Origin of the sequence: Archangium gephyra (assembly GCF_042230915.1) — a bacterium.
Taxonomy (GTDB): domain Bacteria; phylum Myxococcota; class Myxococcia; order Myxococcales; family Myxococcaceae; genus Archangium; species Archangium gephyra_B.
Map to the genome: position 1 here is coordinate 8,713,316 of NZ_CP102578.1, position 22,353 is coordinate 8,735,668.

Here is a 22,353-nt window from a genome sequence, read left to right on the forward strand (position 1 = left end):
GCCCGCCCCGCGACTCACCGCGGCGCCCCCCCGGCCGCTGGCCGCCTGCCCGCTCCGGCTCACCGCTTGCGCTGGCGTGGCTTCGGAGGCGGCTTCGGGGCCCCGAGCCGACGAGCCTCCTCCACCCAGCGGCCCCTCAGGCGCGCCTCCGTGGCGAGCGCCTCGTCCCACGAGGGCCCGTCCGGCAGCACCCGCGACGCGTGCTCGAGCATGAGCCGCTCCAGTGCCCGCTCCTCGCACAGCCGCAGCACCTCATGCGCGTCCAGGCCGCACGCCGCGAGGTACGCCTCCTGCTCCCGCGGCGGCACGCCCAGCTCCTCCCACCACTCCTCCTCGGCCCACACCATCTCCTCGGCGGTGGCGAGCAGGCCGAGCGACCGCGCCTGTCCCGCGAGCAGCGCCCGCCGCAGGCCCGCCTCCGCCAAGGCCCTCGCGTCGGGCGCGGCGCGCAGCTCCGCGAGCACCTCCTCGGAGGACACGAGGGCCTCCTCCGTCACGCACAGCCCCTCCATGAGGCGGCGGCGGCGTACGTACGACGAAGGCGGCGCCCGGCCCGTCCGCGTCCGCACCGGGGCCTCGCCTCCCGAGGCAAGGTAGGCCGAGGCGGCCTGGAGGCAGGCTCGGGCGTCCTCGCGCTTGAGGTCCTCGAAGCCTCCGGCGGCCCACACCTCCCACTTCGCCCGGGTGGCCGGACGCCACGCCTCGCCCAGCGCCGCCAGCACCCGGGGCCAGGTGCGGTCCTGGTAGAAGAGCGCCGCCGCCGCGTCCACCAGCGCCTGGGCCTCTCGAGGCGCCAGCACCCGCGCCTCCTGGGCCTGGCGGGCCGCATGGCGCACGTTGACGAGTGGCACCGTGAGGGGACGGAAGCCGTGCTCCGCGTCGGCGTGGAGCAGCGCCACCTCGGCGTCATCCACCAGCTCGCCCCGCTGGTACGACTCGAAGATGCGGCCCACGCCCACCACGCCGTGCACCGCGAGCTCCGCCGCGCGCAACGCGCCCATGCTGCCTCCGCCGAACACCGCCACCCCGGCATCCAGCGAGGCCAGCAGCTCGTGGTGCCACACGGAGGGCTGCGCCTCGAAGACGCCATCCACCAGGGCAATGGCCCTCGGACGCAGCGAGAGGGCCCGCCACACGTCGCCCTGGCGCGCGGGGGGCAACACCCGGCAGGGCACCAGCGCCCGGGCGTCCTCCTCCGGCAACGAGGGGCCGAGGAAGACGATGAGATCATCGGGAGGATGGGCCGGACGTCGTTTCACAGCAGCTCCGAGACGCGCAGGCCCGGCACCACCACGCGCACCACGTGGAGTCCGGGGAGAGGGGCTTCCAGCTCGACGGCGGCGGCCCGCGGGAAGCCCGCCTTCCCGAGCCGCACCAGCACTTCGCGCACCGCCTCCTCCGGCGAGGACACCTTCCCGGAGACGTCGGGCATGGACTCCACGGCGCGGCGCGGGCGCAGCTGCGCACAGGCGGCCGCCAGGGCCAGCGTGGCCTCACGGTCTCCCGCCGCCACGTCCTCGCGCGCACCGTGGATGTCCGTCAGGCGGGACTGGGCCGCCTCCAGCAAGGCGCCGAGCAGGGCCTGATCTCTCCCCAGCCCGCACGCGTACCCGGCCGCCAGGGGCACCGGGCCTTCCTCGCGGTCCACGAGCATCGCCCCTCCCACGGGCAGGCCCGCGGCCCGCGGCGTCCGTGCGTCGGGCGTGAGATCGAAGAGGTAGACGGCGAAGCCCCGCTCCTCCAGGGTCCGCGCGAGCGCCGCCGTGCGGGGAGCGCCCTGCTCGAGTCCTCCGGGGCGCAGCATGCGCGAGCGGAGCACCTCCTCCGACCACCCCTCCGGGAGGATGCGCGCGAGCTGGTCGCGCTCCGTGGCCTCCAGCAGCGCATGCAGGAGGGCCCGCGCCCGCTCGGGGTGCGCGCCGGAGCCGTTGCTCGTCCACTGCACGCTCACCGGGCCGAGCGCCGGAGCGCCCGTGGGCGGGCAGTACACCCCCTGGGCAGGGAGGAGCACCGGCTGCCCGGAATGCAGCTCGGTGGCCTCACACCAGGCGCAGCGCACCTCGTGGCTCCACAGCCTGGGAATGGCCACGACGCCCCGGGTGCCCAGCTCCTCGGCGCCCCAGACGGCGCGCCCCCGGGTCTCCAGCCCATCCATCGAGCCCCAGACGAGCCGCTCCAGGGGAGGGTTCTCCGCGGCCCACAGCTCCGCCGTCTCCAGGAGGGCCCCGGCCGTGGCGGCCTGGAAATCCAGCCCCTTGCCATTGCACACCTGGAGCACGTAGCCGCCTGGACGCACCGCGGCAGCCACCTCCACGCCGGCCCGGTCCAACCCGGTCACCCGCGCCACCCGGGTGACGCCGAGTCCACGGGCGAGACGGTCAAGAAAGGAGGACGTCAATGGAACAGCGGTCGGGAGGGCCACGGGAGAGCTCTGTGTTGGGTGAGCGAGGACGTATCGGCGGGAAGCATGCTAGGGGAGTCCGGCGTCAGGAGGCCGAAAAGAAGATGCTCGACGTGGGACAAGCCGCCCCGGACTTCACCGGCACCGACTGTTGGGGACGCACCTTCTCGCTCGCCGCCCTGAGGGGACGGCGGGTGGTGCTCTTCTTCTTCCCCAAGGCCTTCACCATCGGCTGCACCGAGGAGACGCGGCACTTCCGGGACAACCACGAGCGGATTCAGGCGCTCGGGGCGGAGCTGGTGGGCGTGTCGGTGGACACGGTGAAGACGCAGTGCGAGTTCGCCGAGAAGGAGGACATCCACTTCTCGCTGCTCGGCGACGAGGGGCGCACCATCAGCAAGGCGTATGACGTGCTGTGGCCCGTGCTGAACGTGGACCGGCGCGTCACCTACATCATCGGCCCGGACGGCCGGGTCGAGTCCGTCATCCGCCACGAGATGCGCGTCTACAAGCACCTGGATGACGTGCTGCGCTACCTGGGCGAGCACCCGCTGCCAGCGGCGGGTGCCTAGGCCTCCCAGGCGCAGTGGTACTCGCAGTGGCCGTTGCCGCGGGCGCGGCACTTGGAGTGGGTGATGCGCACGTCGCGGCCCCCGCTCATCTCGATGGCCCGCTCGTACCAGCCGATGATGGTGAGACAGTCGGCCTCGGTGACGCTCTCGGCGCCCATGGTGCGCAGCACGCCGCCGCGCGGCCCGGTCTTCTCGTAGGAGCGGGCACCCACCGCGTAGTAGAGGCGGTAGATCTCCGGCGCGTGGCTGAGGAGGAAGTGCGGATCCCCCTTGCGGATGAAGACGTGGTGGGGGCCGGTGAGGTTCTCCTCGGCGGAGGCGCGGCCCATCTCGACGAAGGCCTTGTTGCGGTCCCGGGGCGAGAGCGCGTCGGCGATGGCGGCGTCGAGGCGGAGGTTGAGCTCCAGGGGGTACCAGCCGATGGGCATGATGACGCCCTCGAGGATCTTGCGGTCCGCGGGCGGCAACCGCTGGAGCACCTGCTGGAGACGCCCTGCCCCGCCCTGCTTCATCAGCAGATTGATGCGGGTGATGAGCACACTTCCCTTGATGCGTGCGGCCGCGTTGTCCATTGCCATGATGCGGATCCCCCGTTGAGCCCCTCCATTGTGTCAGCCGGATGATGTGGGCGGCAACCTGCCTGGGGGGGACTTCCAGGGTGGAGCAGGCAGGCAAGCCCGGTGCACGAATGCCGTCAGTGCGTCTGGAGCGCTTGCAGGCGCTTCTCGAGATCCTCGCCGAGATCCGTGGGCCGGCGCAGCACCGAGGCCATCATGACCACCGCGCCCGCCGTGAGCTCGTCTTGGGCATTCAGCCTGCGAAACCCCTCCTGCATGTCCGTGATCATCTGCTTGAAGTCCTCGCGCAGTTGCTGGAACTCCCCACGCAACTGCTGGAACTCCCCACGCAACTGCTGGAACTCCCCACGCAACTGCTGGAACTCGGTCCCCAGGCGCTCCGTCAGCTTCTCCTGCCGCACCATCCGGGAGTCCAGATCCGCCACCTGCGCCTTGAGGCCCGTCACCTCCGCCTTGAGGCCCGTCACCTCCGCCTTGAGGTCCGTCACCTCCGCCTTGAGGCCCGTCATCTGGGTTTCCAGCCGGTCCATCCGGACACCCAGACCCTGAACGGCATTCAGGATCTGCGTGCCAATGTCGCCCCCAATCGTCTCGGCCATCTTCACACTCCTCGCCCGCCCGGGCAGTCCGTGAACCCTTCAGGTCCACGCCGCACAGAATAGCGGAACACCCCGGCGATGCGAACCTTTTTCTAACCTCTCAAGTAGGGTCCCCTGCCCTACTCCGCAGAACCTCACCGGGGACCCCGGAACCCACGGGAAAAACCCCCTTTAACTTTTCGCCGGCTCCGGTGTTCGTAGGAGGCGTGAAGGCCCTGGAGACATCCCTGGTGCTGGCGGAGACCGCCACCGAGCCGAGCGACGAGGCGCTCTGCCGTGCCTTCCTGGCTGGTGAGGAGGCGGCCTTCGGCACCTTGGTGGAGCGGCACCGGGCCCTGGTCTTCTCCCTCATGCGGCGCTACACGGCCCGGCCCGAGGACGCGGCGGACCTCGCCCAGCAGGCCTTCCTGCGAGCCCTGGAGACCTCGCGCCGCGTCTTCTCCCGCTGGAGCCCCTCGGGCCCCGCGCCCTTCCGGGCCTGGCTCATCCGCATCGCGCTCAACCTGGCGAAGAACCATGCCCGCCAGGGAAGGCGCTGGCTCCGGGCCGTGGAGCAGCCAGAACCCCAGGCCCCGGGAGAGTCCGCGCAGGAGGCCCTGGAGAGGACCGAGCGCGAGCAACGAGTCCGCGCGGCGGTGCTCACCCTGCCACGCCGCCAGCGCGAGGTGCTGACGCTCCGGGTGGATGGTGGGCTGGGCTTCCGGGACATCGCCGGGACGCTCGGCATCACCGAGACGAACGCGAAGGTGAATTTCCATCACGCCGTGAAGCGCCTCCGGGCGCAGGTGGCGGCGCTGTCCGAGGAGGAACGCTGATGACGGCGTGCCAGGACCAAGACGAGTTGCTGACCCTCTTCGCCGCGGGAGCGCTGGAGCCCGAAGAGGAGGCGCGGGTGCGCGCGCACCTGGACGCCTGTGCCGCATGCCGCTCGGAGGCGGAGGCCCACCGCGAGGTGCTCGGCCTGGCCGCGCTGCCGCCCCCGTCCGCGCGGGAGCAGGCCCTGATGGCGGAGCTGCCTCGGAAGACGCTGGGGGCCTGGCGAAGGACGCTGGTGCAGCAGGCGGCGCGGATGCGGACCGCGGGAGCGCTGATGGCGGCGGCCGCCGTGGTGCTGCTGGTGCTGGGCCCGGTGATGCAACGCCGTGCGTCCACGCGCTCGGTGCCCACCGCCCAGGTGGACCCCTCCACCCGCCCGCCCGAGGAGGACACCGTGGCGCTGGAGCAATGGGCGCTGGCGGACCCGCTGGCCGATGCGCTCGATCTGTCCGACGCGGACCCGGAGGAGCCGGAAGCCGATGAGTTCCTGGACTCCGAGCTGGACGATTTCTTCTCGAACCCGAACCCTGGAGAGTCGCTGTGATGAAGCCCTTTCGACTGGCGGTGCTGACGCTGAGCCTGCTTCCCCTGGTGTCCCTGGCCCAGGCGCCCGAGGACAAGGAGGCCGTGGAGCGGGTGGAGCGGCAGACCCGGCTGATGCGGGTGGTGGGACTGGCCGAGGAGCTGGAGCTGGAGGAGTCCCAGGCGCTGAAGATGGCGGACACGATGCGCCAGTTCGACGAGCGCCGACGGCCCCTGCTCGAGCAGGTGCAGGAGTCCGCGCGGGTGCTGAGGCAGGCGGCGCGGGGAGACGCCTCGACGCAGTCGCAGGTGGACCAGGCGGTGCAGCGGGTATTCGACGCGCGGACGCAGCTCACGGCGCTGGACCGGGACATGTACCAGGCGCTCGCCAAGGACCTGCCTCCTCAGAAGCGGGCGCAGCTGGCCATCTTCATGGCCCGGCACGACGGGAAGATGAAGATGGAGAAGATGATGCGGAAGGCAGATCGCGAGGGCCGGCGCGAGGAGCGCGAGCAGCGGAGGCAGGAGCGCCTCCAGCGGATGCAGCAGCGCCTCCAGGAGCGCCGCCAGTAGCGTCCTACACGCGCACCAGGAGGGCCACCTGGTGCGCGCCGATGCCGATGCCGAAGAGCACAAGGTACTTCGTGCGCAGCTCGCGGTGGTAGCGGGCCAGGGTGACGGGGATGGAGGCAATCACCATGTTGCCGCAGTCCTCGAGCGTGTGCAGGTACTCGCGCGGGCGGATCTTCTCGTTCCAGTGGTCCAGCAGCTTGCGCGTGGCCTGGTGTGACACGAGGGTGATGTCATCCCCGTTGAGGCCGTGCTTGCGCAGCAGCCGCTCGACGAGCCTCGGCGGGCCCTCCATGCCGGTGTTCAGGAAGGCCTGCACGCCCCGGTTGGGCTCGAGCCCGTACACGGGGGTGGTGAAGCCGGCCTCGGGGCGGGGGCGCATCGTCATGGCCCCGTACTCGTCGCTGAAAGTGTCGGCGGCGTAGTCCACCAGGACGAGCCGCTCCCCGGCGCCGAGCACCGCCGCGCCCGCCCCATCCCCGATGCCGAAGGCGTGGCCCTGGGCGTAGTCCACGTTGCGCGTCCACCCCGCCCCCACGGCCACGAGCGCCTGCTCCGAGTGCCCCGCCAGCATCGCCTCCCAGGCCAGCACCGTGCCCATGACGAAGTTGCCGAAGTCGGCCTGCACCGGCACCACCAGCGCGTGCGAGCCCAGGCCCACCTCCCGGTGCACCTGGTACAGCGCATTGGGCGAGACGAACTCGGACACGGAGACGTAGCCGTAGAGCCGGTCCACCTGCTCCGGCCGCACGCCCGCGTCCTCCAGCGCCGCGCGCCCCGCCTTCGCCGTGAGGGAGGCCAGCGACTCGTCCGGCGCCAGGCACCGGTGCTCCCGGTTGCCGTAGAAGAGCGAGGCCTCGGACAGCCCCTGCGCCCGGGCGGCCTCGCGAATGCGATCGAAGATGGGATCGGCACTGGTTCGCACCCGCTCCGGCAGCGCCGAGCCCAGGCCCAGGAAGGCAATCGAAGGTCGCGTCATCGTGCTGGAATAGAGCACACCCGGACCTCCGGACGAGGCCTCCACTGCCCGCCCATGGAGCGGGCAAGCAGATGGCGCTGCGAAGCCTTCCCCTGGCCGCTATGGAGAGCACCTCATGAGCGCACTCTCCCTGAGATACGTGGCCCTGGGTGACTCCTCCGCCGTCGGAGTGGGCTCGCGCAGCGGTGGCTACGTCGAGCACCTCTTCCAACGGCTGCGCCGCACCCGCCCGGGCGTGGGCCTGCTCAACCTGGGCGTGAGCGGTGCCACCAGCGCCACCGTCCTCTCCGGACAGCTCCCCAAGGCCAGCCGGTCCCGCCCCCATGTGGTGAGCCTCGCGGTGGGCATCAACGACCTGTGGCGCGGCGTGGAGCCCCACCAGTTCGAGTCCAACCTCGATCAGTTGGCGCGCGGCCTCGTGAGCACGGGCGCCCCGGTGGTGCTGGCCAACCTGCCGGACATCTCGCTCGCCCCCATCGCACGGCTGGCGACGCACTTCCTGCCCATCCAGCTCATCTCCGCGCGCATCGCCTCCTTCAACGAGGCCGTGGCCCGCGTGGTGGCCCGCCATGGCCTGCTCGGCGTGGACCTCCACGGCCCCAGCCTCCAGGAGTTGCCCGGCAGCACCGACTACTTCTCGGCCGATGGTTTCCACCCCTCGGACACGGGCTACCAGCGGATGGCCGAGCACTTCTGGCCCATCCTGCTCCAGGCCGCCGAGCTCGGCGCCAGCACCGCGCAGGCCACCGGCTGAGTCTCCTTCAGGTCAGTCCGCGAAGGTGAGCCCCTGGGAACCCGCGCTGACAACCGCGGCCATTTCCCCTCGCCCTCCGGGAGAGGGACGGGGTGAGGGTATCGGGTGAACCCGGGTTGAACCCCTTGCCCACAGCGAGAGCCACGGGTTGAAGAACGGGCCCGGGCACCCTCACCCTGACCCTCTCCCGGAGGGCGAGGGAAGGGTTGGGAAGAGGGAAGGGTTGGGAATCAGAAGGCGACGGGGATGTCGAGCTGGAGGATGGAGTACTTCTGCTTCGACATCGGCGCGTCGAGCGCGAAGGCGTAGGCCAGTCCCGGGCGCAGGGTGGGGCCGTCCTTGAGCTTGATGTGGAAGCGGGGGCCGATGGCCACGGTGAGGTTGTCGCGCAGCTCGGGCGAGGTGACGCTGGCGGGAGTGGACAACCAGCGCTGGTAGCGCACCTCGCCGCCGAGCGACATCACCGGCAGCACGAAGTAGCCGAGGTGCAGGCCGGAGGTGAAGTTCGTCCGCGAGGCATCCGGCTGAACGGCCTCGCCGCGCACGCGGGTGAGCTGGAGCACGGTGGCCTCGAGCTGGGCGGTGAAGCCGCCGGAGGCATAGGACAGCCCCACGCCGGGGAACACGGTGAAGTCATTCACCGCGAACATGGCGTTGTCCATGGCGGAGCGGGCCAGGACGCCCGAGCGCGTGGCGGCGGCCAGGGCGGCCTCCGGCTCGTTGCCACCGGACATGCCCACCGGCAGGGTGAAGCCCAGGAAGAGGGCCAGCCGCAGCGAGTCGTTGAACGGAATCGCGTAGGTGGCACCCAGCGCCGGATTCACGAAGGAGGTCCCCGAGGGCCCCCTGGCCGGGTTGTGGTGCACCACCCCGAGGCGGACGAAGGGCGCCAGCTGGGGCGTCACCTTGTAGGAGGTGAGCAGCATGAAGGCGTCGGTGAGGTTCCGCTCGCCCTCCACGGGCTGGCTCAGGGCGAAGGCCGTGTCGGAGCGCACGACATTGAGCGCCGCCGTGGGGCGCAGCTGCCACGGGAGCGAGTACGGCGCGGGCGCGGCCGCTTGGGAAGCCGCGGGCGCGAGCAGCGTCACCGTGGCGAGCAGGGCCGCCTTCACGCGGCCGGTGTGGGAAAGACGTGCACGGGGACTCATGGTGTTGTCCCAATCTTCAATTCCCAGGCCAGGAACCTGCCCCCGGAAACGACGCTTCCGGAGTGCAGGATTTGCGCACGTGCGGAGGGGCGCGGCGAAAGCTGCGCGGAGGGTCAGGGCGCGGTGCCCAGCGCGCGCACCAGGAAGTCGTCGAACCAGACGCCGGCGATGGGCGTGGCGAATCCCGCGAGTCCCTCGCCCGTGAGCGCGGCCGGGTCGTCGTCCGTCACCGTGAGGCGGACCTGCCCGTCCACCGAGGCCGACAGCCGCACCGGCCCCGCACCCGACGCGGACAGGGAGAGCGTCACCGCATCCCAGGAAGAGGCCTGGCCGCTCGGGGCCTCGCCGAGCACCGTGAAGCTCCCGCCCCGGTAGCGGCGCAGTTGGATGCGCCCCTGCGGCAGCAGCACCAGCGCATAGCGCGCATCCCCCTCGGCGCGCAGCACGACACCGGCCTCGTCCACGCCGAAGGCATGCAGCCACGCCTCCACCTGGCAGTCGTCACACCGCGACGGCAGCGCGAGGGCGAGGTTGTCCCCGTTCGGATTGTCGAGGTCGCTCACCGCGCGCCGGCCATCCGTCAGCCACAGCCCGCTCAGCTTCCAGTCGCTGCCGAGGCTGTTCGACGAGGTGCGCGCGAAGGCGTCGCCGAAGAGGAGCTGGCCGGGCTCTGGCTCGGGCTCCTCCTCCTCCGGTGGCGGCTCCTCCCCTCCCCCCGGCACCGCGAGGACCACGCGGCCCACGTACCCGCGCGAGTTGGCGTCGGGAGCGTCTCCGAAGAAGCAGGGCACCTCGGACGTCCCCGCCGGCAACGTCTCCAGGGCGTTGGGATAGCCCTTGTACGTCCGCCGCGAGTCGAGCACCACCGGCTCGCTGAAGCGGCCGTCCTTCAGCACACGGGCGCGAACCTCGTAGCTCACGTTGGGCTCGCGCATGGTGTTGTAGAAGACGTACAGCGTGTCGCCGATGCGCGTGGTGGCGGCCTGCATCGACCAGTCGCGCGTGCCCTCCAGCAACGTGCGCGGGCCGAACACGTTTCCATCGAAGTGGCGGTGGTAGAGGCGCTCGGACTCGTCCTTGTAGACGAGGTGCATGCCGCCCTTGCCGTCCGCGACGGCGCTCAGCGCGGCCCCGTGGTAGATGCCCTCGGGGAAGGCGTCGCGCACGGAGCTCCAGGTGTCCAGCGGATCGCCATCGTCGCGCAGCCGCATGCGCGTGGGCTCGAAGCCGTCGTGCATGGCGTAGAGGAAGACGAGCTTCGAGCCGAGGCTCAGCAGCCGCCCACCACCCCGGCGCTTCACCCGGCCCAGGCTCGGCTGGCGCTGGAAGCTCGCGCCCCCATCGGTGGAGACGGACATCACCGCCGTGGAGCCCCCATCCGATTCCAGGCGGAAGGCCTGCACCCACAACCGGCCCCGTGAGTCGCGCGCGAGCAACGCCCGGGAGTAGGCCGTGGTGTCGTCGGCGTCGAAGACCCGCACCGCCGGCTGGGGCGCCCAGTCATGCGTCTCCGGCCGGTAGCGCCACCATTGGAAGTACACGTCGTGTCTGCGCGAGGCCGCCAGCTTCGGCGCCTCCCACGAATAGACGAGCGCCACGTCCCGGCCCACCGCGAGCACCTCGGCCCGGTCCGCGTGGCTGGCGTCCGGTTGGATCGCCGCGGCGAAGCGGAACGTGCGCCCGCCATCGTCCGAGCGGAAGAACGACAACCCCCGGCCCTCCACGCCCTCCTGCTGCACGGTGAGCAACCAGGTAGGCGGACGCCCGTTTCCCGTCTCGATGCGAACCGCGTGACGTTGAGCCGGCAAGGTGAGCGCGTTTCCCCCGCTTACCGGAACCATGGGCGCAAGGCTCGCGAGCACCGTCGCGAGCAGCGCCGTCGAAAATCCCACCATCCGTCCCCCTCCCCCGTATTCCCAAAGACAAACTAAGGCGCTCGGGGACAGGAGGAAAGCGTCAGGCCTCCACCGGCCCTGTCCCCGGTCTCAGCCGAAGAGTGGCATTCCGGTCATTGCCTTACCGATGAAGTCATAGAGCAGATCCGTGGTGGGAGACATCACCGTGACGGCGCTGGCGTCGCGGAAGTGCCGGTCGATCCCCACTTCCTTGCGGTACGCCGCGCCACCACACACGCGCATGCCCAGCTCGGTCACCTCGGGGGCCAGCTCGCCCACGGCGGCCTTCACCTCGAGCACCCGCAGCTGCGCGTCCTCGCGCCCGGACTCGAGGGCGTCCAACGTGTCGCGGATCAGCCCGCGCACCATGTCCGTCTTCATGCGCATGCGCGCCAGGTAGGCCCGGATGGTGGCGAGGTCGGCCAGGGACTGCCCGGTGTGCAGCAGCCGCGTCTTCGTCACGTGCGCCGCCGCCTTGCGCGTGGCGGCCTCCATGATGCCCAGGTAGCAGCTGGAGCCCAGCACCTGGAAGTGGGGCAGCACGTTGCCCATCATGATGTCGAACCCGCCCCCGTCCGCGCCGAGCATCGCCGAGCGGGGCACCCGCACGTCCCGGGCCACGATGGGGCTGGAGGAGTTGCCGCGCAGGCCCATTCCATCGAACGCCACCGGGAACGACAGCCCGGGGGCATTGCCCGGCACCAGCCAGAGCGTGCTCATGCCCTTGGCGGCCACCGGCTTGCTCGACCAGACGTAGCTGTCGGCCTGGCCCGCGGAGGTGGCCCAGCTCTTGTCCGCGTCCAGCCGGACGGTGTCCGCATCGGGCACGGCCAGGGCGGTGCTCACCGGCGCCCAGAAGTGACTGCGCGAGCCCGCCTCCGACAGGGCCAGCGTCGTCACGTGCCGCCCCGCCGCGATGGCCTCGCGGAGCTCTCTCGGCCCGTGCTGCTCGATGACCGCCGCGCCGCACAAGTGCATGCACAGCACCATGCCGGTGGAGCCACACGCCGTCCCCACCTGCTCGACCAGCGAGGACGCCGCCCGGAGCCCCTCGCCCCTTCCCCCGACGTCCTTGGCGCTGACCAGCCCCAGCAGGCCCGCCTTGCCCAGCGCGTCCATCCCCGCCCGGGGATAGACACCGTACCGGTCCACCTCGATGGCCTTGGGCTCGATGACTTCGGAAATGATGCTCTCGACGGAGTTCATGGGGCGCCGAGGCTAGCAACCCGCGGGACGGAAAGGGCAAGGGACAATCTGATAAGAGGCCCGTCCGATGAATCCGCTCGAGCTGACTCCCGACGACTTCCGGCGCCTGGCCCACCGTGTCTCCACCCTCGCCGAGCAGTGGCTCGCGGAGCTGGACTCGCGTGCGATTGCGCCCGCCATCACGGGCCGTGACACCGAGGCCCTCTTCGCCGAGGGCTTGCCGGAAGAGGGCCTGAAGGACGGGGCGCTCGACGCGCTGGGCCCGGTGATGGCCGGGGCCCGCGCGGGCAACGCGCGCTTCCTCGGGTACGTGCTCGGCTCGGGCGAGCCGGTGGGGGCGCTCGGGGACTACCTGGCGAGCGTGCTGAACCAGAACGTCACCGCGTGGCGCTCGTCTCCCACCATGGTGAGCCTGGAGCGCGCGGTGGTGCGCGGACTGGCGGCGGCGGTGGGCTGCCCCGGCTTCACCGGGAGCCTCACGGGTGGAGGCTCCTCGGCCAACCTCATGGGGCTGACGATGGCGCGCGAGGCGAAGGCCCCGGCCAACGAGGAGGGCTCGCCCTCGGGGGTGGTGTACGCCTCCACCGAAGTCCACATGTCCATCCCCAAGGCCCTGGCACTGCTCGGCCTGGGACGGAGGAACCTGCGCCTCATCCCCACGGACGCGGAGTGGCGCATGCGCCCCGAGGCCCTCGAGCGCGCCATCACCGAGGACGTGGCCGCTGGCAGGCGCCCGCTGGCCATCGTCGCCACCGCGGGCACCGTCAACACCGGCGCGGTGGATCCGCTGAAGGAGGTGGCGGCCATCGCCCGGCGGCACGGGCTCTGGATGCACGTGGATGGGGCCTTCGGCGCGCTGGCCGCGATGGCCGTCCCCGAGCGCTTCGAGGGCCTCGCGCTGGCGGACTCGCTCTCGATGGACGCGCACAAGTGGCTCTACCAGCCGGTGGACTGCGGGGTGCTGCTCTACCGGGACGCCACCGCCGCGCGCCGCGCCTTCTCCTTCTCCGGCGACTACGTGCGCACCATGAGCGCGGACGCCGTGGAGGGCTTCGCCTTCTTCGACGAGTCCCTGGAGCTCTCCCGCCGTGCACGCGCGCTCAAGCCGTGGCTGTCGGTGCGCTACCACGGGCTGCGCGCCTTCCGGGAGGCCATCCGCAAGGACCTGGAGAACGCCTCGCGGCTGGCGGAGCTCGTGCGGGCGGAGCCCGAATTGGAGCTGCTCGCGCCCGTGCCGCTGAGCGCGGTGTGCTTCCGCTACGTCGCGGGGCTGGCCGAGCCGGAGCGCGATGCCTTCAACACGCGGCTGATGGCGCGCCTCAACGCGCGTGGCCGCGTCTACCTCTCCAACGCCACGCTGTCGGGACGCTTCGCCCTGCGCGCCTGCTTCGTGAACCACCGCACCACGGCGGAGGACGTCCAGACGGTGGTGGCGGAGGTGCTCGCCACCGCGAAGGAGCTCCAGGGGGCGTGAGGGCCGGGGCTAACCGGCGCGAGGTTGGGAAACCAGCCCCAGCTCATGCCGGATGCGCATGGCGGGCTCGCGCAGACCCACGGCCTCCAGCTGGCTGAGGGCCCAGGTGATCGCCTGGCCCTCCCGGGCGGCGAGAAGATAGGGAAAGGGCGGCCGCTTCAGGTGGAAGATGATGCTCAGCCCCAGCCGGATCAGCGCCGAGGGACAGATATAGGCGGCCCCCAGCACCATCCGTTGCATGGGCTCTTCATTTTGCCGCAACCACTCCGCCAGCCGTTGGCGCTGCTCGGATGGCAGATTGCCCACGCGGCTCAAGTCGACGACGAGGACGTGCGGCTGCCCCCGGCCCAGAAAGCGGGTGCTCTGGGCGAGGTAGGCGTCGAACTCCTGATTCGACGCCTCTCCCTCGAGCCGGTTGATGAGCAGCGGCCAGTACGAGTCATCGACAGAAGAGAAGCAACGAGACGCACTCATGGCAGCCCTTTTCTCCTGCATCACTCGAAGCGGTGCCGGACGCGCCCGGCGTCTTCTCGCCGGGTGGCGGTGGAGCCCCCCCCACCACAGGTGCGTCATTCATTCTGCCAGGACGCGGGTCCGGGCGAGCCCCCACGCACCATGCCCGTCCCGGGTTTTTGTCTGAAATGAATCGATGACCCGGCGAGCTACGGGCTCTTGCGCCCGCCCCGGTGCGTGAGGCTCACGCGCAGGCTCGCGGGCTTGCCCGGCGTGACCTCGACGGTCCAGCGCTCGTCCTCGTAGCCGGGTGCCCTTCCCATCACGTGCCAGACCCCCGGCGTGGGCTTGCGGTCCACATAGGGGCCGGTCACCGTGAACTGCCGGCCCTGGGGGTCCATCAACTCCAACGTCGTGAGGTTCGCCGGCCGGACCTCGATGGACAGGCTCTCGTCCCGCGCGGCGGAGGACCGGGTCCCCGGCGAGCCCCCGGGCCGCGTCACCGGAGCGCCCCCCTTCGGCGCGGAGCCCCCGAAGAGCATTCCGATGAGCCCCGAGCCGAACAGGGCCACCAACCCCGCGAGCGCGAAGAGCAGTGCCCAGCGCCAGGGCCTGCCGCGAGGGGGAGCCGCCTCTGCTTCCTCGGCCTTTTCCGGGGAGGGAGGCACAGGCTTCTTCGCGAGCTTCGGAGCCTTCTTCTCGATGGGAGCCGAGGGCTTCGGCTCGGCGAGGCGGGCGGGCGCGGCCGGAGCCGGACGGGCCTCCACGGCACGGGGGGCGGGCGCCTGGACGGGCTCGGGCCGGGGCTCGGGTTTCTGGACGGCGGGAGGCTCCGGCGGCTGCGCGGGCGCAACCGTCACCGGGATGCGCGTCACGGGAACCCGCAGCGGCGTCGCCGTCCGGGCCGGGGCCTGCTCCACGAGTGCGGCGGAGAACTCCTGGCACGAGGCGAAGCGCCGCTCCGGCTCCAACGCCATCGCCCGGAGGATGGCCGCGCGCAGTCCCGGCTCGAGGCCCGGGTGCACCACGTCCGGTGGCACGAACTCCGCCCGGACGATCTTCTCCATGATGGAGAAGTCGCTCTCGCCCTGGAAGCACGGCTGCGCGGTGGCCAGCTCGTAGAGGGTGATGCCGAGCGAGAAGATGTCCGAGCGGACGGTGACGTCCTCGGCCGCGCGGATCTGCTCCGGGCTCATGTACTGCGGCGTGCCCATGCGCGAGCCCGTGCGCGTCACCGGCCGGCCCTCGGCGCCGGACACCTTGGCGATGCCGAAGTCGAGCACGCGCACCACCCGCCGGCCGTGCACCTGCTCCAGGAAGATGTTGGAGGGCTTGAGATCCCGGTGGATGACACCGTGCTCGTGGGCGAACCCCATGGCCGCGAGCACCTGCTGGAAGATGTCGCGCACCTCGTCCGCGTCCGGAGGCCGCCGCGCGCTGGCCAGGTACTTGTCGAGCGACTCGCCCTCCAGGTAGTCCATGACGAGGCCCGCGACGCCGGGCGCCACCACCACGTCGGTGATGACCAGGATGTTCGGGTGCCTCAGACGCGCCTGGATGCGGCCCTCGTCCAGGAAGCGGGCGCGCAGCTCCGCGTTGCCCACCAGCTCGGGGTCCAGCACCTTGAGGGCATGGACGCTGCCCAGGGCCACGTGGCGCACCTTGTAGACGCGCGCCATGCCGCCGCCGCCCAGCTCGCGCTCCACCTCATAGCGCTCGACCACATTCCCCGGGCTCAACATGGCGCGACTCTACTCCAGCTAGAACAGCTCCCAGGGCCCCACGTGCTTGCCGCTCTGGAGCTTGGAGGCGATCCGGTACGCGTCCACCATGAACGCGATGTACCAGGTGAGCCAGAAGCACACGCCCGGGCCCCCTCCTCCGGTGAACATGTTCTTGATGACGAAGAGGGACGCGATGAGGCCGAGCACGCCCTTGGCCGTCTGGCCGTTGTAGAGCTGACCGCCCCCGGACAGGCAGAACATGTTCAGCAGCACGGCCACGCCGGGCGAGCCCGTGGAGCGGGACACCGCCCCGGGCGAGGCCTTCGCCACGTCCTTCTGGCTCACGCTCACGGTGTTGACGGGAGCGCGCTGGATGGAGGCGGAAGGCACCGGCGCGGGAGCCGGGGGAGCCGGGGCGGGAGCGGGAGGAGCCGGAGCGGGCGGAGGGGGGTCGGCCTGCGGGAGGCGTCCGGTCCCCGGAACGTAGGTCGGCGCGAAGGCGGAGGCGTCGGGCGCGGGCGACGCGGGTTTCTCCACCTGGGTCACCGCGTAGGAGCGGGACGGCTTCTGGGGCGCCTGCGCGCCAGCGTCGAAGGCGTTCTCCAGGGCCTCGCGGAAGGCGGCGCAGTCCTGGAAGCGCTCGGCGGGGTCCACGGCCAGCGCCTTGCGGATGCAGCCGGCGATGACGGGGGGCAGACCGCCCACGACGCGCTCGGGAGGCTCGTAGGTGCCCTCCACGATGCTCTTCATCGTGTCGAAGTCACTCGACGCATGGAAGGCGACCCGCCCGGTGGCGGCCTCGTAGAGGATGGCGCCGAGCGCGAAGATGTCGGTGCGCGCGTCCACCTCGCCGGCCCCGCGGATCTGCTCCGGGCTCATGTACAGCAGCGTGCCCATGCGGGCCCCGGCCTGGGTGCGCGCCTTGCCGCCCGGACCCTCCTCCACCAGCTTGGCGATGCCGAAGTCCGTCACCATGGGCTGGAGCCGGCCCCGGCTGTCCTTGCCGATGATGATGTTGTCCGGCTTGAGGTCGCGGTGGACGACGCCCCGCTTGTGCGCCTCCTCCATGGCGTCCAGCACCGGCAGGAACACCTCCAGGAGCACCCGGGGCTCCAGCCCCTGGCCGCGGCAGAACTCCCCGAGGGTGGGGCCCTCGATGTAGTCCATGACGAGGCCCGCCACCGGGGTGGTGACGATCTCCGTCACCTGGACGATGTGCGGATGGCGCATGCGCGCCTGGATGCGGCCCTCGGCGAGGAAGCGCCCGCGGATGTCGTCATTGCGAGCCAGGTCCGCGTTGAGCACCTTCAGGGCGTGCGTGCTGTGCAGCCCGAGGTGGCGCACCTCGTACACGGCGGCCATGCCGCCCTGCCCGAGCAGCCGGACCACCTCATAGCGGCCATCCAGCTGCGTTCCCGGCTGGAGGAGGTTCATGTCACCACTCATACGCTCACCCGCCATGGCGATTGCATCCGCCTATCCCAGCAGCCCGAGCACGCCCGACTTGTCGGGGCCGGACGCGAGCACGTCCTGGGGCGTGCACTCGAGGCACCCGTTGGGGCACTTGCAGTTGGCCAGGATGGCCCGGACCCACTTGAACGTGTCGTCGATGAGCGCCAGGTCCAGCGCCTCGGCCACGCCCATGCCCTGCAGGTGCCGGTCCACCACGACGATGCCGGCGGGGGCCTCCGGGAACATGCCCGGCCCCACCGGCACCACGTCCATGTCCTCGTCGTTGGAGAGCAGGTGCGCCACCAGCACCCCGTCCGCCGAGCGCGCCAGATGGACGAGCACCTGGGGCGTGGTGGCCGCGGGGAAGAAGACGCCGCGCACGCGGGTGCGGTAGCGGCAGCTCACCGCGCCCACGTCCACCCGGCCCGGCCGCCCCAGCTGCGAGTAGCCGGTGACGCTCTCCACCACCGTCGCCTCCAGCGTGCACACCTGGTACACGCACCGCCCGGTGCGCACCGTCTGCGGGGACTCCACCACGGTGGCGGACTCGAACTGGATGCGCAGCTGCGGCTTCGTCAGGGGCCTGTCATTGGGCACCGGCTTGACGCGCAGCTCGTTGCGCTTGGTGTCCAGCGAGTGCAGGGGCACCTCGTAGCGCGCGTCGCCCACGGCGAACACCCGGCCCGGGTAGTAGCGCGTCTCCGCCATCAGCCGGTCCACCTCGGTGAGGAGCTGGCCGCTGTGCACGTCGAGGATGCGCACCACCTGCTCGCTCACGGTGCGCCGCAGCGGGTTGACGGCCTCGGCGATGCCCGCCGGGACGACGGGGCTGCGCACGGGCGGGCGGCCCGCGGCCAGCCGCACCACGTGGCGCTCGGGACGGAACTTCGGCCCCAGCAACTGCTCCACGCGCGAGCGGCCGAAGACGGCCGCCAGGGACTCCACGTCCTGCGAGCCCTCCTGCATCGCGGCCTTGAGGTGGGCCGTGGCCAGCGCGCCGTTGTGGTAGCCCACGAGCGGCCGCGGCGGCATCAACATGCCGTGGCGCGACAGCCCGTCCAGGTTGCCATCGCGCGTGAGGAAGCGCGTCACCGGGTTGTCGGCGAGGCCCCACAGCGCGTCATGCGTCTGCCCGTCCGCCAGCGGCACCCGGTGGGGGAGCGCCCGGTACGCGGCCACCAGCCACGCCTCGTCCAGCGTGCCCACCGAGGCCACGCCGAAGAGAGACACGTCGCGGACGAAGCGCAGCTCACCGCCCCAGAAGTCCACGGCCTTGAGGTCGAACGCTCCGCCCGGGTCTCCCACCGCCGCGGGCAGCTTCGCCCCCACCACCGGCTCCAGGGCCCGGCGCACCCACGGCGTGCCGGGCTGGGCGCGGAAGCCCTCGACCACGCGCCAGACGCGCACGGGCGCCGCGGCGCGCGGGGTGAAGGGCACCTCGCGCACGGAGATGCCGGGGAACATCTGCTCCACCAGCCCCCGCGTGCCCCCGCCCCCCACGCCCGTGGCCAGCACGCTCCAGCGCGCCCCGGCCGCCGACAGCGCCAGCTCCAGCCGCCGCAGGGTGAACATGCGGTGCGTGGAGGCGAACGGCGTCCCCCGGTCCACGCGCGAGAGCAGCACCAGCCCCACCGAGCGGGCCCACAGCCGGCCACAGCCGCCCCGCGTCTCGGAGAGCGCGCGGATGCCTCCGGCGGACAGCTGCTCCACGTCCAGGAAGACGGCGGCCGGCATCCGGTTGCCCGCGAAGGCCTCGCGCATCGCCGCCTCGCCGGCCAGCAGCGGCCCCGAGGGCCACGAGCCACTGCGCGAGATGGCCTCGAGCACCGCGTCGCGCAGCGCCTCCGGCTCGTCGCTGATGACGAGGCACGGCAGGCCCTCGCGCTGGAGCGCCAGCAGCACGCACGAGGTGAGGAAGTAGCGCTCCGTCGGATCCGGCAGGTCGCCCACGAGCCAGCCCTGGTTGGGCGAGCCCCACGCGGTGGCGATCTCCTCCAGCGCCCGAGGCGGAGCCCCGGTGGCACCCGCGTCCCGCCACGCGGCGACGCTCCAGGCGGGAGCGGAGTCCGTGCTGCTGGCCGTGCCCTGCGTGGCGAGCAGCGGACGCGACTGGGACTCGAGGGCCCCCAGCTTCCGCCACATACCCGGGACGTCCGCGCGCAGCGGCGCGGGTGTCTGGGGCTGGGGAGCCTCCTCCTTGGCGGGCGGAGGCGCGAGGCGCTCGGAGCGCGTCCACACCGCGAGCGCCACGCACAGCATGGGCAGCACCGCGGCCAGGTCGAGCAGCATGCGGGGCTTGTCCTGCCGCCACGGCGCATCCACCGCGATGAGGGCGAGCACCGGCACCACCACCAGGACGAGCGCCAGCGGGTCCGCGAGCGGCACGCGGAAGGACGCGAGGCTCGTGTGGCCCGACTCCTGGAAGGCGAACACCAGCGTCGCGAGGAGGAAGGCGGCGGCGTGGGGCAGGGCCAGCAGCAGGACAGCATCCAGGGGGAACCAGGTGAACTGCACCTGGGGCACGCCCGGCGTGGTGCTCTGGGGCAGCGCCGTGAGCGCATGGAGCCAGCCGAGCGGCCCTCCCTGCATGGAGGCACTCGCGGCCTCCACCAGCCGGGTGAGGAGCACCAGGGCCAGGGTGACGAGGACGGCCTTGCCCACGGGCAGGGCGGCGCGGCGCCAGCGCGAGTTGGGACCGGGGCCCACCACGAGCGCCGCCAGGACCCAGGCCAGCACGGGCGTGCCGAGCAACAGCACCCAGACCAGCAGGTAGAGGACCGTCGTCAGCTGCTGCGACAGATGCGGGAGTTGCAGCGTCATCGCGCACCTCGCGGAACCACCACGGGCTGCGGGGTGGCACGGGCCCCCCGCGACATCTCTTCCACGGAGAAGCCCTCCCAGGTGCGCAGGAAGATGACGCGCGCGGCCTTCGAGGGAGACCAGAGGATGGGCAGCCGCGTGGGCACGTCCCGGAGACCGGCATCGAGCGTGTCGCGCCCCGCCGACGGAGCGATGACGAAGCCCTCGCCGGGACGGACGCCGAGCACCGGATCCCCATGCGCGTTCAGCGGCTGGCACGGCGGAGCGAGCACCGCCCCCATGCGGGAGCCGAAGTCGCGCAGCACGTCCGCGGCCTGCTGGCCCGCCTCCTGATCGTCCATGACGCTGCGCTGGGCCATCGGCTGCACCTGGCGCCGACTCAGCTCGTCGATGCGCGCGGCGTCACCGCACGGCACGTCCTCGAGCAGTCCGCCCTCGGGCCAGGCGCCTTCCAGGAGACGGTCCGCCCAGACGCGGTCCTCGGAGATCTCCCGCCGGGAGGCGATCCACCGGCTGATGACCTCCGGAGGCACGAGCGAGCTGTGCAGCAGCCCACCCGCGCCGAGCAACGGCCCCAGGTCGTCCAACCGGGCCTCGACGGCCGGAGTCACGCCCAGCGCCAGTAGTTCCTGACGCTTGCGATCCCTCGCCTCCAGCAGCGCGTGGCGGACGGCCTGCAGCCGGGCCACGGTGTTCTCCAGGGCGAGGATGGCACCGCGGCGGGCGCGCTTGCGGCGCACCACCAACTGCAGCTCCGCCTGCTTCGCGCGCCGCCCTCCCCCGCCCCGGCTGACCAGCGACTCCAACGCGTCACGCCGGAGCTTCAACACCCGGCGCACTTCCTTCCGGGTGTGGTTGCCAACGAAGTAGAGCCACCCGCCTCCAGCGCCCGCCGCGGCGAGCACTCCAAGAATCCACGGCAGGGCCTCGCGCCAGTCGAAGCCCTGGGTGGCCGGGGGAGCCGTCGTCGAAATCGTGGGACTCGAGATCGTGGCACCGCCCGGGGGCGAGGCCGGAGTCATCACGGCCAGCGTGCCGAAGGAGACCCCCAGCAGCACGGCCAGCGCGAGCGCCGCCGCGGCCGCCAGTGCCATCCGCTTCGAGGGCAGCTCCAGCACGGCCTTCTCCAGCTCCTCGCGGTGCGGGTCCACTGGAGGCCCGGGCGGCTGGGACGGGTCCAGCTTCCGCAGGGCCGCGTCCTCCTGGGCCTGCTCGTCGTGGAGCTGCGCGATGACGCGCTTGAGCCCCTGCTCGACGGAGGGGAGCTGGGACAGGCCCGACGAGGGCCCGAGCGAGGCATCGAACACCGCCTGGATGCCCTGCTCCACCGAGGTGGCCACCTCGGCCTCGGCGCGGTCGAGTGCGCGGAAGGTCTCGTCGGTGCGGGCCTGGTCCACGGTGGTGGGCGAGGTCTCCACCGAGGCCGGCTTGAAGAGCCCGGAGTGGTTGGCGCGGATCTCCTCGGGCGTGTCGAGCGGGCCCACGCGGATCTCCGCGGGGAGATCCACCGGGGAGCGGGACAGCTCGGCGGCGAGGCGCCGGGAGAGCTGCGCGGCCTGTCCCTCGACGAAGGGGGCCAGCCAGCGATCGGCCTGGAGCGCGGACACGGCGCCCATGGCCAGGGTGGCATCGGTCCCGGGCTGCTGCACACGCTCCACCAGCACGCCGAGCCCGTCATACGCGGCGCGGGCGGCGGCATAGGTGCGCAGGCGCGACTCGGGCAGCTCCACCGAGGCCAGCGAGACGAAGCTCACGAGCCCCTCGTCACGCGCGGGGTGGGCCAGGCGGCGGGACACCTCGTCCTCGGTGCGCAGCCCCGAGGCCACCATGCCGAGCGCGAAGGAGGCGCAGGTGGACACCATCTCCTCGGAGGTGAGGGTACCTGCGGCGGTCTGCTGGGACACGACCCAGATACGGGCCAGCAGGGGGAACACGGGACGGGCCCGGGCCCAGCTCTCCAGGGCGGCCAGCCGCGCGAAGACCACGGAGGCCCGGGGGCTGGACAGCGCCGGCACCTGCACCACGAGGTGCAACGTGGCAGTGCGCTGCTCCGGAGGCCGGTCCGGCGGGAACATGGTGCCGTAGCCCTCGGCCAGCAGGCGCGCGGCCTGCTCGCACGCGGTGAGCAGATCATCGTCACCGCCCTGCAGCGCGGCACCGAAGGCAATCACATCCAACCGCTGGTCGCGCCGCTCGCCCGAACCGCGGCCGGCGCGCAACAACTCCTCCAACAGGGGCTGGAGCCCGGCGGCCACGCCCGAGGGCTCGCAGCGCAGCACGCCCAGCAGGGGCGAAGAGGCCTCCAGGGACTGGAGCGTGCGGCCGATGACCTCGTGGCCGAAGCGCCCCAGTCCGAGCAGGACGGTGGGGTACGAGACGGCGGCGTCCAA

At 72.0% G+C, this 22,353-nt stretch carries 19 protein-coding genes; 6 read left to right on the forward strand and 13 right to left on the reverse strand.

Annotation, left to right across the window (positions count from 1 at the left end):
* Positions 1-59: 59 nt before the first annotated feature.
* Positions 60-1,259, reverse strand: a complete 1,200-nt coding sequence (locus tag NR798_RS34110) for a TfuA-like protein (RefSeq protein WP_375766714.1) — start codon at positions 1,257-1,259, stop codon at positions 60-62.
* Positions 1,256-2,422, reverse strand: a complete 1,167-nt coding sequence (locus NR798_RS34115) for a YcaO-like family protein (protein ID WP_375766715.1) — start codon at positions 2,420-2,422, stop codon at positions 1,256-1,258. Before NR798_RS34115 ends, NR798_RS34110 begins: the two co-directional genes overlap by 4 nt.
* An 83-nt stretch (positions 2,423-2,505) precedes the next feature.
* Here NR798_RS34115 and NR798_RS34120 point away from each other — a divergent pair, with 83 nt between their 5' ends.
* On the forward strand, positions 2,506-2,973 hold the full coding sequence (locus NR798_RS34120; RefSeq protein WP_375766716.1) for a peroxiredoxin: 468 nt from the start codon (positions 2,506-2,508) through the stop codon (positions 2,971-2,973).
* On the opposite strand, the gene NR798_RS34125 is transcribed toward NR798_RS34120, so the two are convergent.
* Positions 2,970-3,551: a TIGR02265 family protein gene (locus NR798_RS34125; RefSeq protein ID WP_375766717.1), complete on the reverse strand. Its 582-nt coding sequence runs from the start codon at positions 3,549-3,551 to the stop codon at positions 2,970-2,972. The two genes, NR798_RS34120 and NR798_RS34125, sit on opposite strands and share 4 nt — an antisense overlap.
* A 116-nt stretch (positions 3,552-3,667) precedes the next feature.
* A complete protein-coding gene (locus NR798_RS34130; RefSeq protein ID WP_375766718.1) occupies positions 3,668-4,150 on the reverse strand; it encodes a hypothetical protein in 483 nt (160 codons plus the stop codon).
* A gap of 206 nt (positions 4,151-4,356) precedes the next feature.
* Here NR798_RS34130 and NR798_RS34135 point away from each other — a divergent pair, with 206 nt between their 5' ends.
* From NR798_RS34135 to NR798_RS34145, 3 genes are read left to right on the forward strand one after another with little or no spacing between them, the layout of a single operon-like run.
* Positions 4,357-4,965 (forward strand): RNA polymerase sigma factor, encoded by a 609-nt coding sequence (locus NR798_RS34135; RefSeq protein ID WP_375766719.1) that lies wholly within the window; start codon positions 4,357-4,359, stop codon positions 4,963-4,965.
* Positions 4,965-5,510 (forward strand): anti-sigma factor family protein, encoded by a 546-nt coding sequence (locus NR798_RS34140; protein ID WP_375766720.1) that lies wholly within the window; start codon positions 4,965-4,967, stop codon positions 5,508-5,510. The genes NR798_RS34135 and NR798_RS34140 overlap by 1 nt, the downstream gene beginning before the upstream one ends.
* The gene (locus NR798_RS34145) at positions 5,510-6,061 is read left to right on the forward strand and encodes a hypothetical protein (protein ID WP_375766721.1); all 552 of its coding nucleotides are present in this window, start codon (positions 5,510-5,512) and stop codon (positions 6,059-6,061) included. Before NR798_RS34140 ends, NR798_RS34145 begins: the two co-directional genes overlap by 1 nt.
* Positions 6,062-6,065: 4 nt before the next feature.
* On the opposite strand, the gene NR798_RS34150 is transcribed toward NR798_RS34145, so the two are convergent.
* The gene (locus NR798_RS34150; protein WP_375766722.1) at positions 6,066-7,037 is read right to left on the reverse strand and encodes a 3-oxoacyl-[acyl-carrier-protein] synthase III C-terminal domain-containing protein; all 972 of its coding nucleotides are present in this window, start codon (positions 7,035-7,037) and stop codon (positions 6,066-6,068) included.
* A gap of 115 nt (positions 7,038-7,152) precedes the next feature.
* Here NR798_RS34150 and NR798_RS34155 point away from each other — a divergent pair, with 115 nt between their 5' ends.
* The gene (locus NR798_RS34155) at positions 7,153-7,791 is read left to right on the forward strand and encodes an SGNH/GDSL hydrolase family protein (RefSeq protein WP_375766723.1); all 639 of its coding nucleotides are present in this window, start codon (positions 7,153-7,155) and stop codon (positions 7,789-7,791) included.
* 230 nt (positions 7,792-8,021) lie between these two features.
* On the opposite strand, the gene NR798_RS34160 is transcribed toward NR798_RS34155, so the two are convergent.
* From NR798_RS34160 to NR798_RS34170, 3 genes are all read right to left on the reverse strand, one after another.
* Entirely contained in the window at positions 8,022-8,939 is a 918-nt protein-coding gene (locus NR798_RS34160; RefSeq protein ID WP_375766724.1) for a hypothetical protein, read from the reverse strand.
* Between the two features lie 113 nt (positions 8,940-9,052).
* Positions 9,053-10,834, reverse strand: a complete 1,782-nt coding sequence (locus tag NR798_RS34165; protein WP_375766725.1) for a hypothetical protein — start codon at positions 10,832-10,834, stop codon at positions 9,053-9,055.
* A gap of 90 nt (positions 10,835-10,924) precedes the next feature.
* Positions 10,925-12,040, reverse strand: coding sequence for an acyl-CoA dehydrogenase family protein (locus tag NR798_RS34170; RefSeq protein WP_375766726.1), 1,116 nt, complete (start codon positions 12,038-12,040; stop codon positions 10,925-10,927).
* 67 nt (positions 12,041-12,107) lie between these two features.
* Here NR798_RS34170 and NR798_RS34175 point away from each other — a divergent pair, with 67 nt between their 5' ends.
* Positions 12,108-13,514, forward strand: coding sequence for a pyridoxal phosphate-dependent decarboxylase family protein (locus tag NR798_RS34175; protein WP_375766727.1), 1,407 nt, complete (start codon positions 12,108-12,110; stop codon positions 13,512-13,514).
* Between the two features lie 9 nt (positions 13,515-13,523).
* Here NR798_RS34175 and NR798_RS34180 read toward each other — a convergent pair whose 3' ends face one another.
* From NR798_RS34180 to NR798_RS34200, 5 genes are all read right to left on the reverse strand, one after another.
* The gene (locus tag NR798_RS34180) at positions 13,524-13,988 is read right to left on the reverse strand and encodes a hypothetical protein (RefSeq protein ID WP_375766728.1); all 465 of its coding nucleotides are present in this window, start codon (positions 13,986-13,988) and stop codon (positions 13,524-13,526) included.
* Positions 13,989-14,176: 188 nt separating this feature from the next.
* A complete protein-coding gene (locus NR798_RS34185) occupies positions 14,177-15,709 on the reverse strand; it encodes a serine/threonine-protein kinase (RefSeq protein WP_375766729.1) in 1,533 nt (510 codons plus the stop codon).
* A gap of 18 nt (positions 15,710-15,727) precedes the next feature.
* Positions 15,728-17,125 (reverse strand): serine/threonine protein kinase, encoded by a 1,398-nt coding sequence (locus NR798_RS34190; RefSeq protein WP_375766730.1) that lies wholly within the window; start codon positions 17,123-17,125, stop codon positions 15,728-15,730.
* A gap of 42 nt (positions 17,126-17,167) precedes the next feature.
* On the reverse strand, positions 17,168-19,963 hold the full coding sequence (locus tag NR798_RS34195; RefSeq protein WP_375766731.1) for a Zn-binding domain-containing protein: 2,796 nt from the start codon (positions 19,961-19,963) through the stop codon (positions 17,168-17,170).
* Positions 19,960-22,353, reverse strand: a complete 2,394-nt coding sequence (locus NR798_RS34200) for a hypothetical protein (protein ID WP_375766732.1) — start codon at positions 22,351-22,353, stop codon at positions 19,960-19,962. Before NR798_RS34200 ends, NR798_RS34195 begins: the two co-directional genes overlap by 4 nt.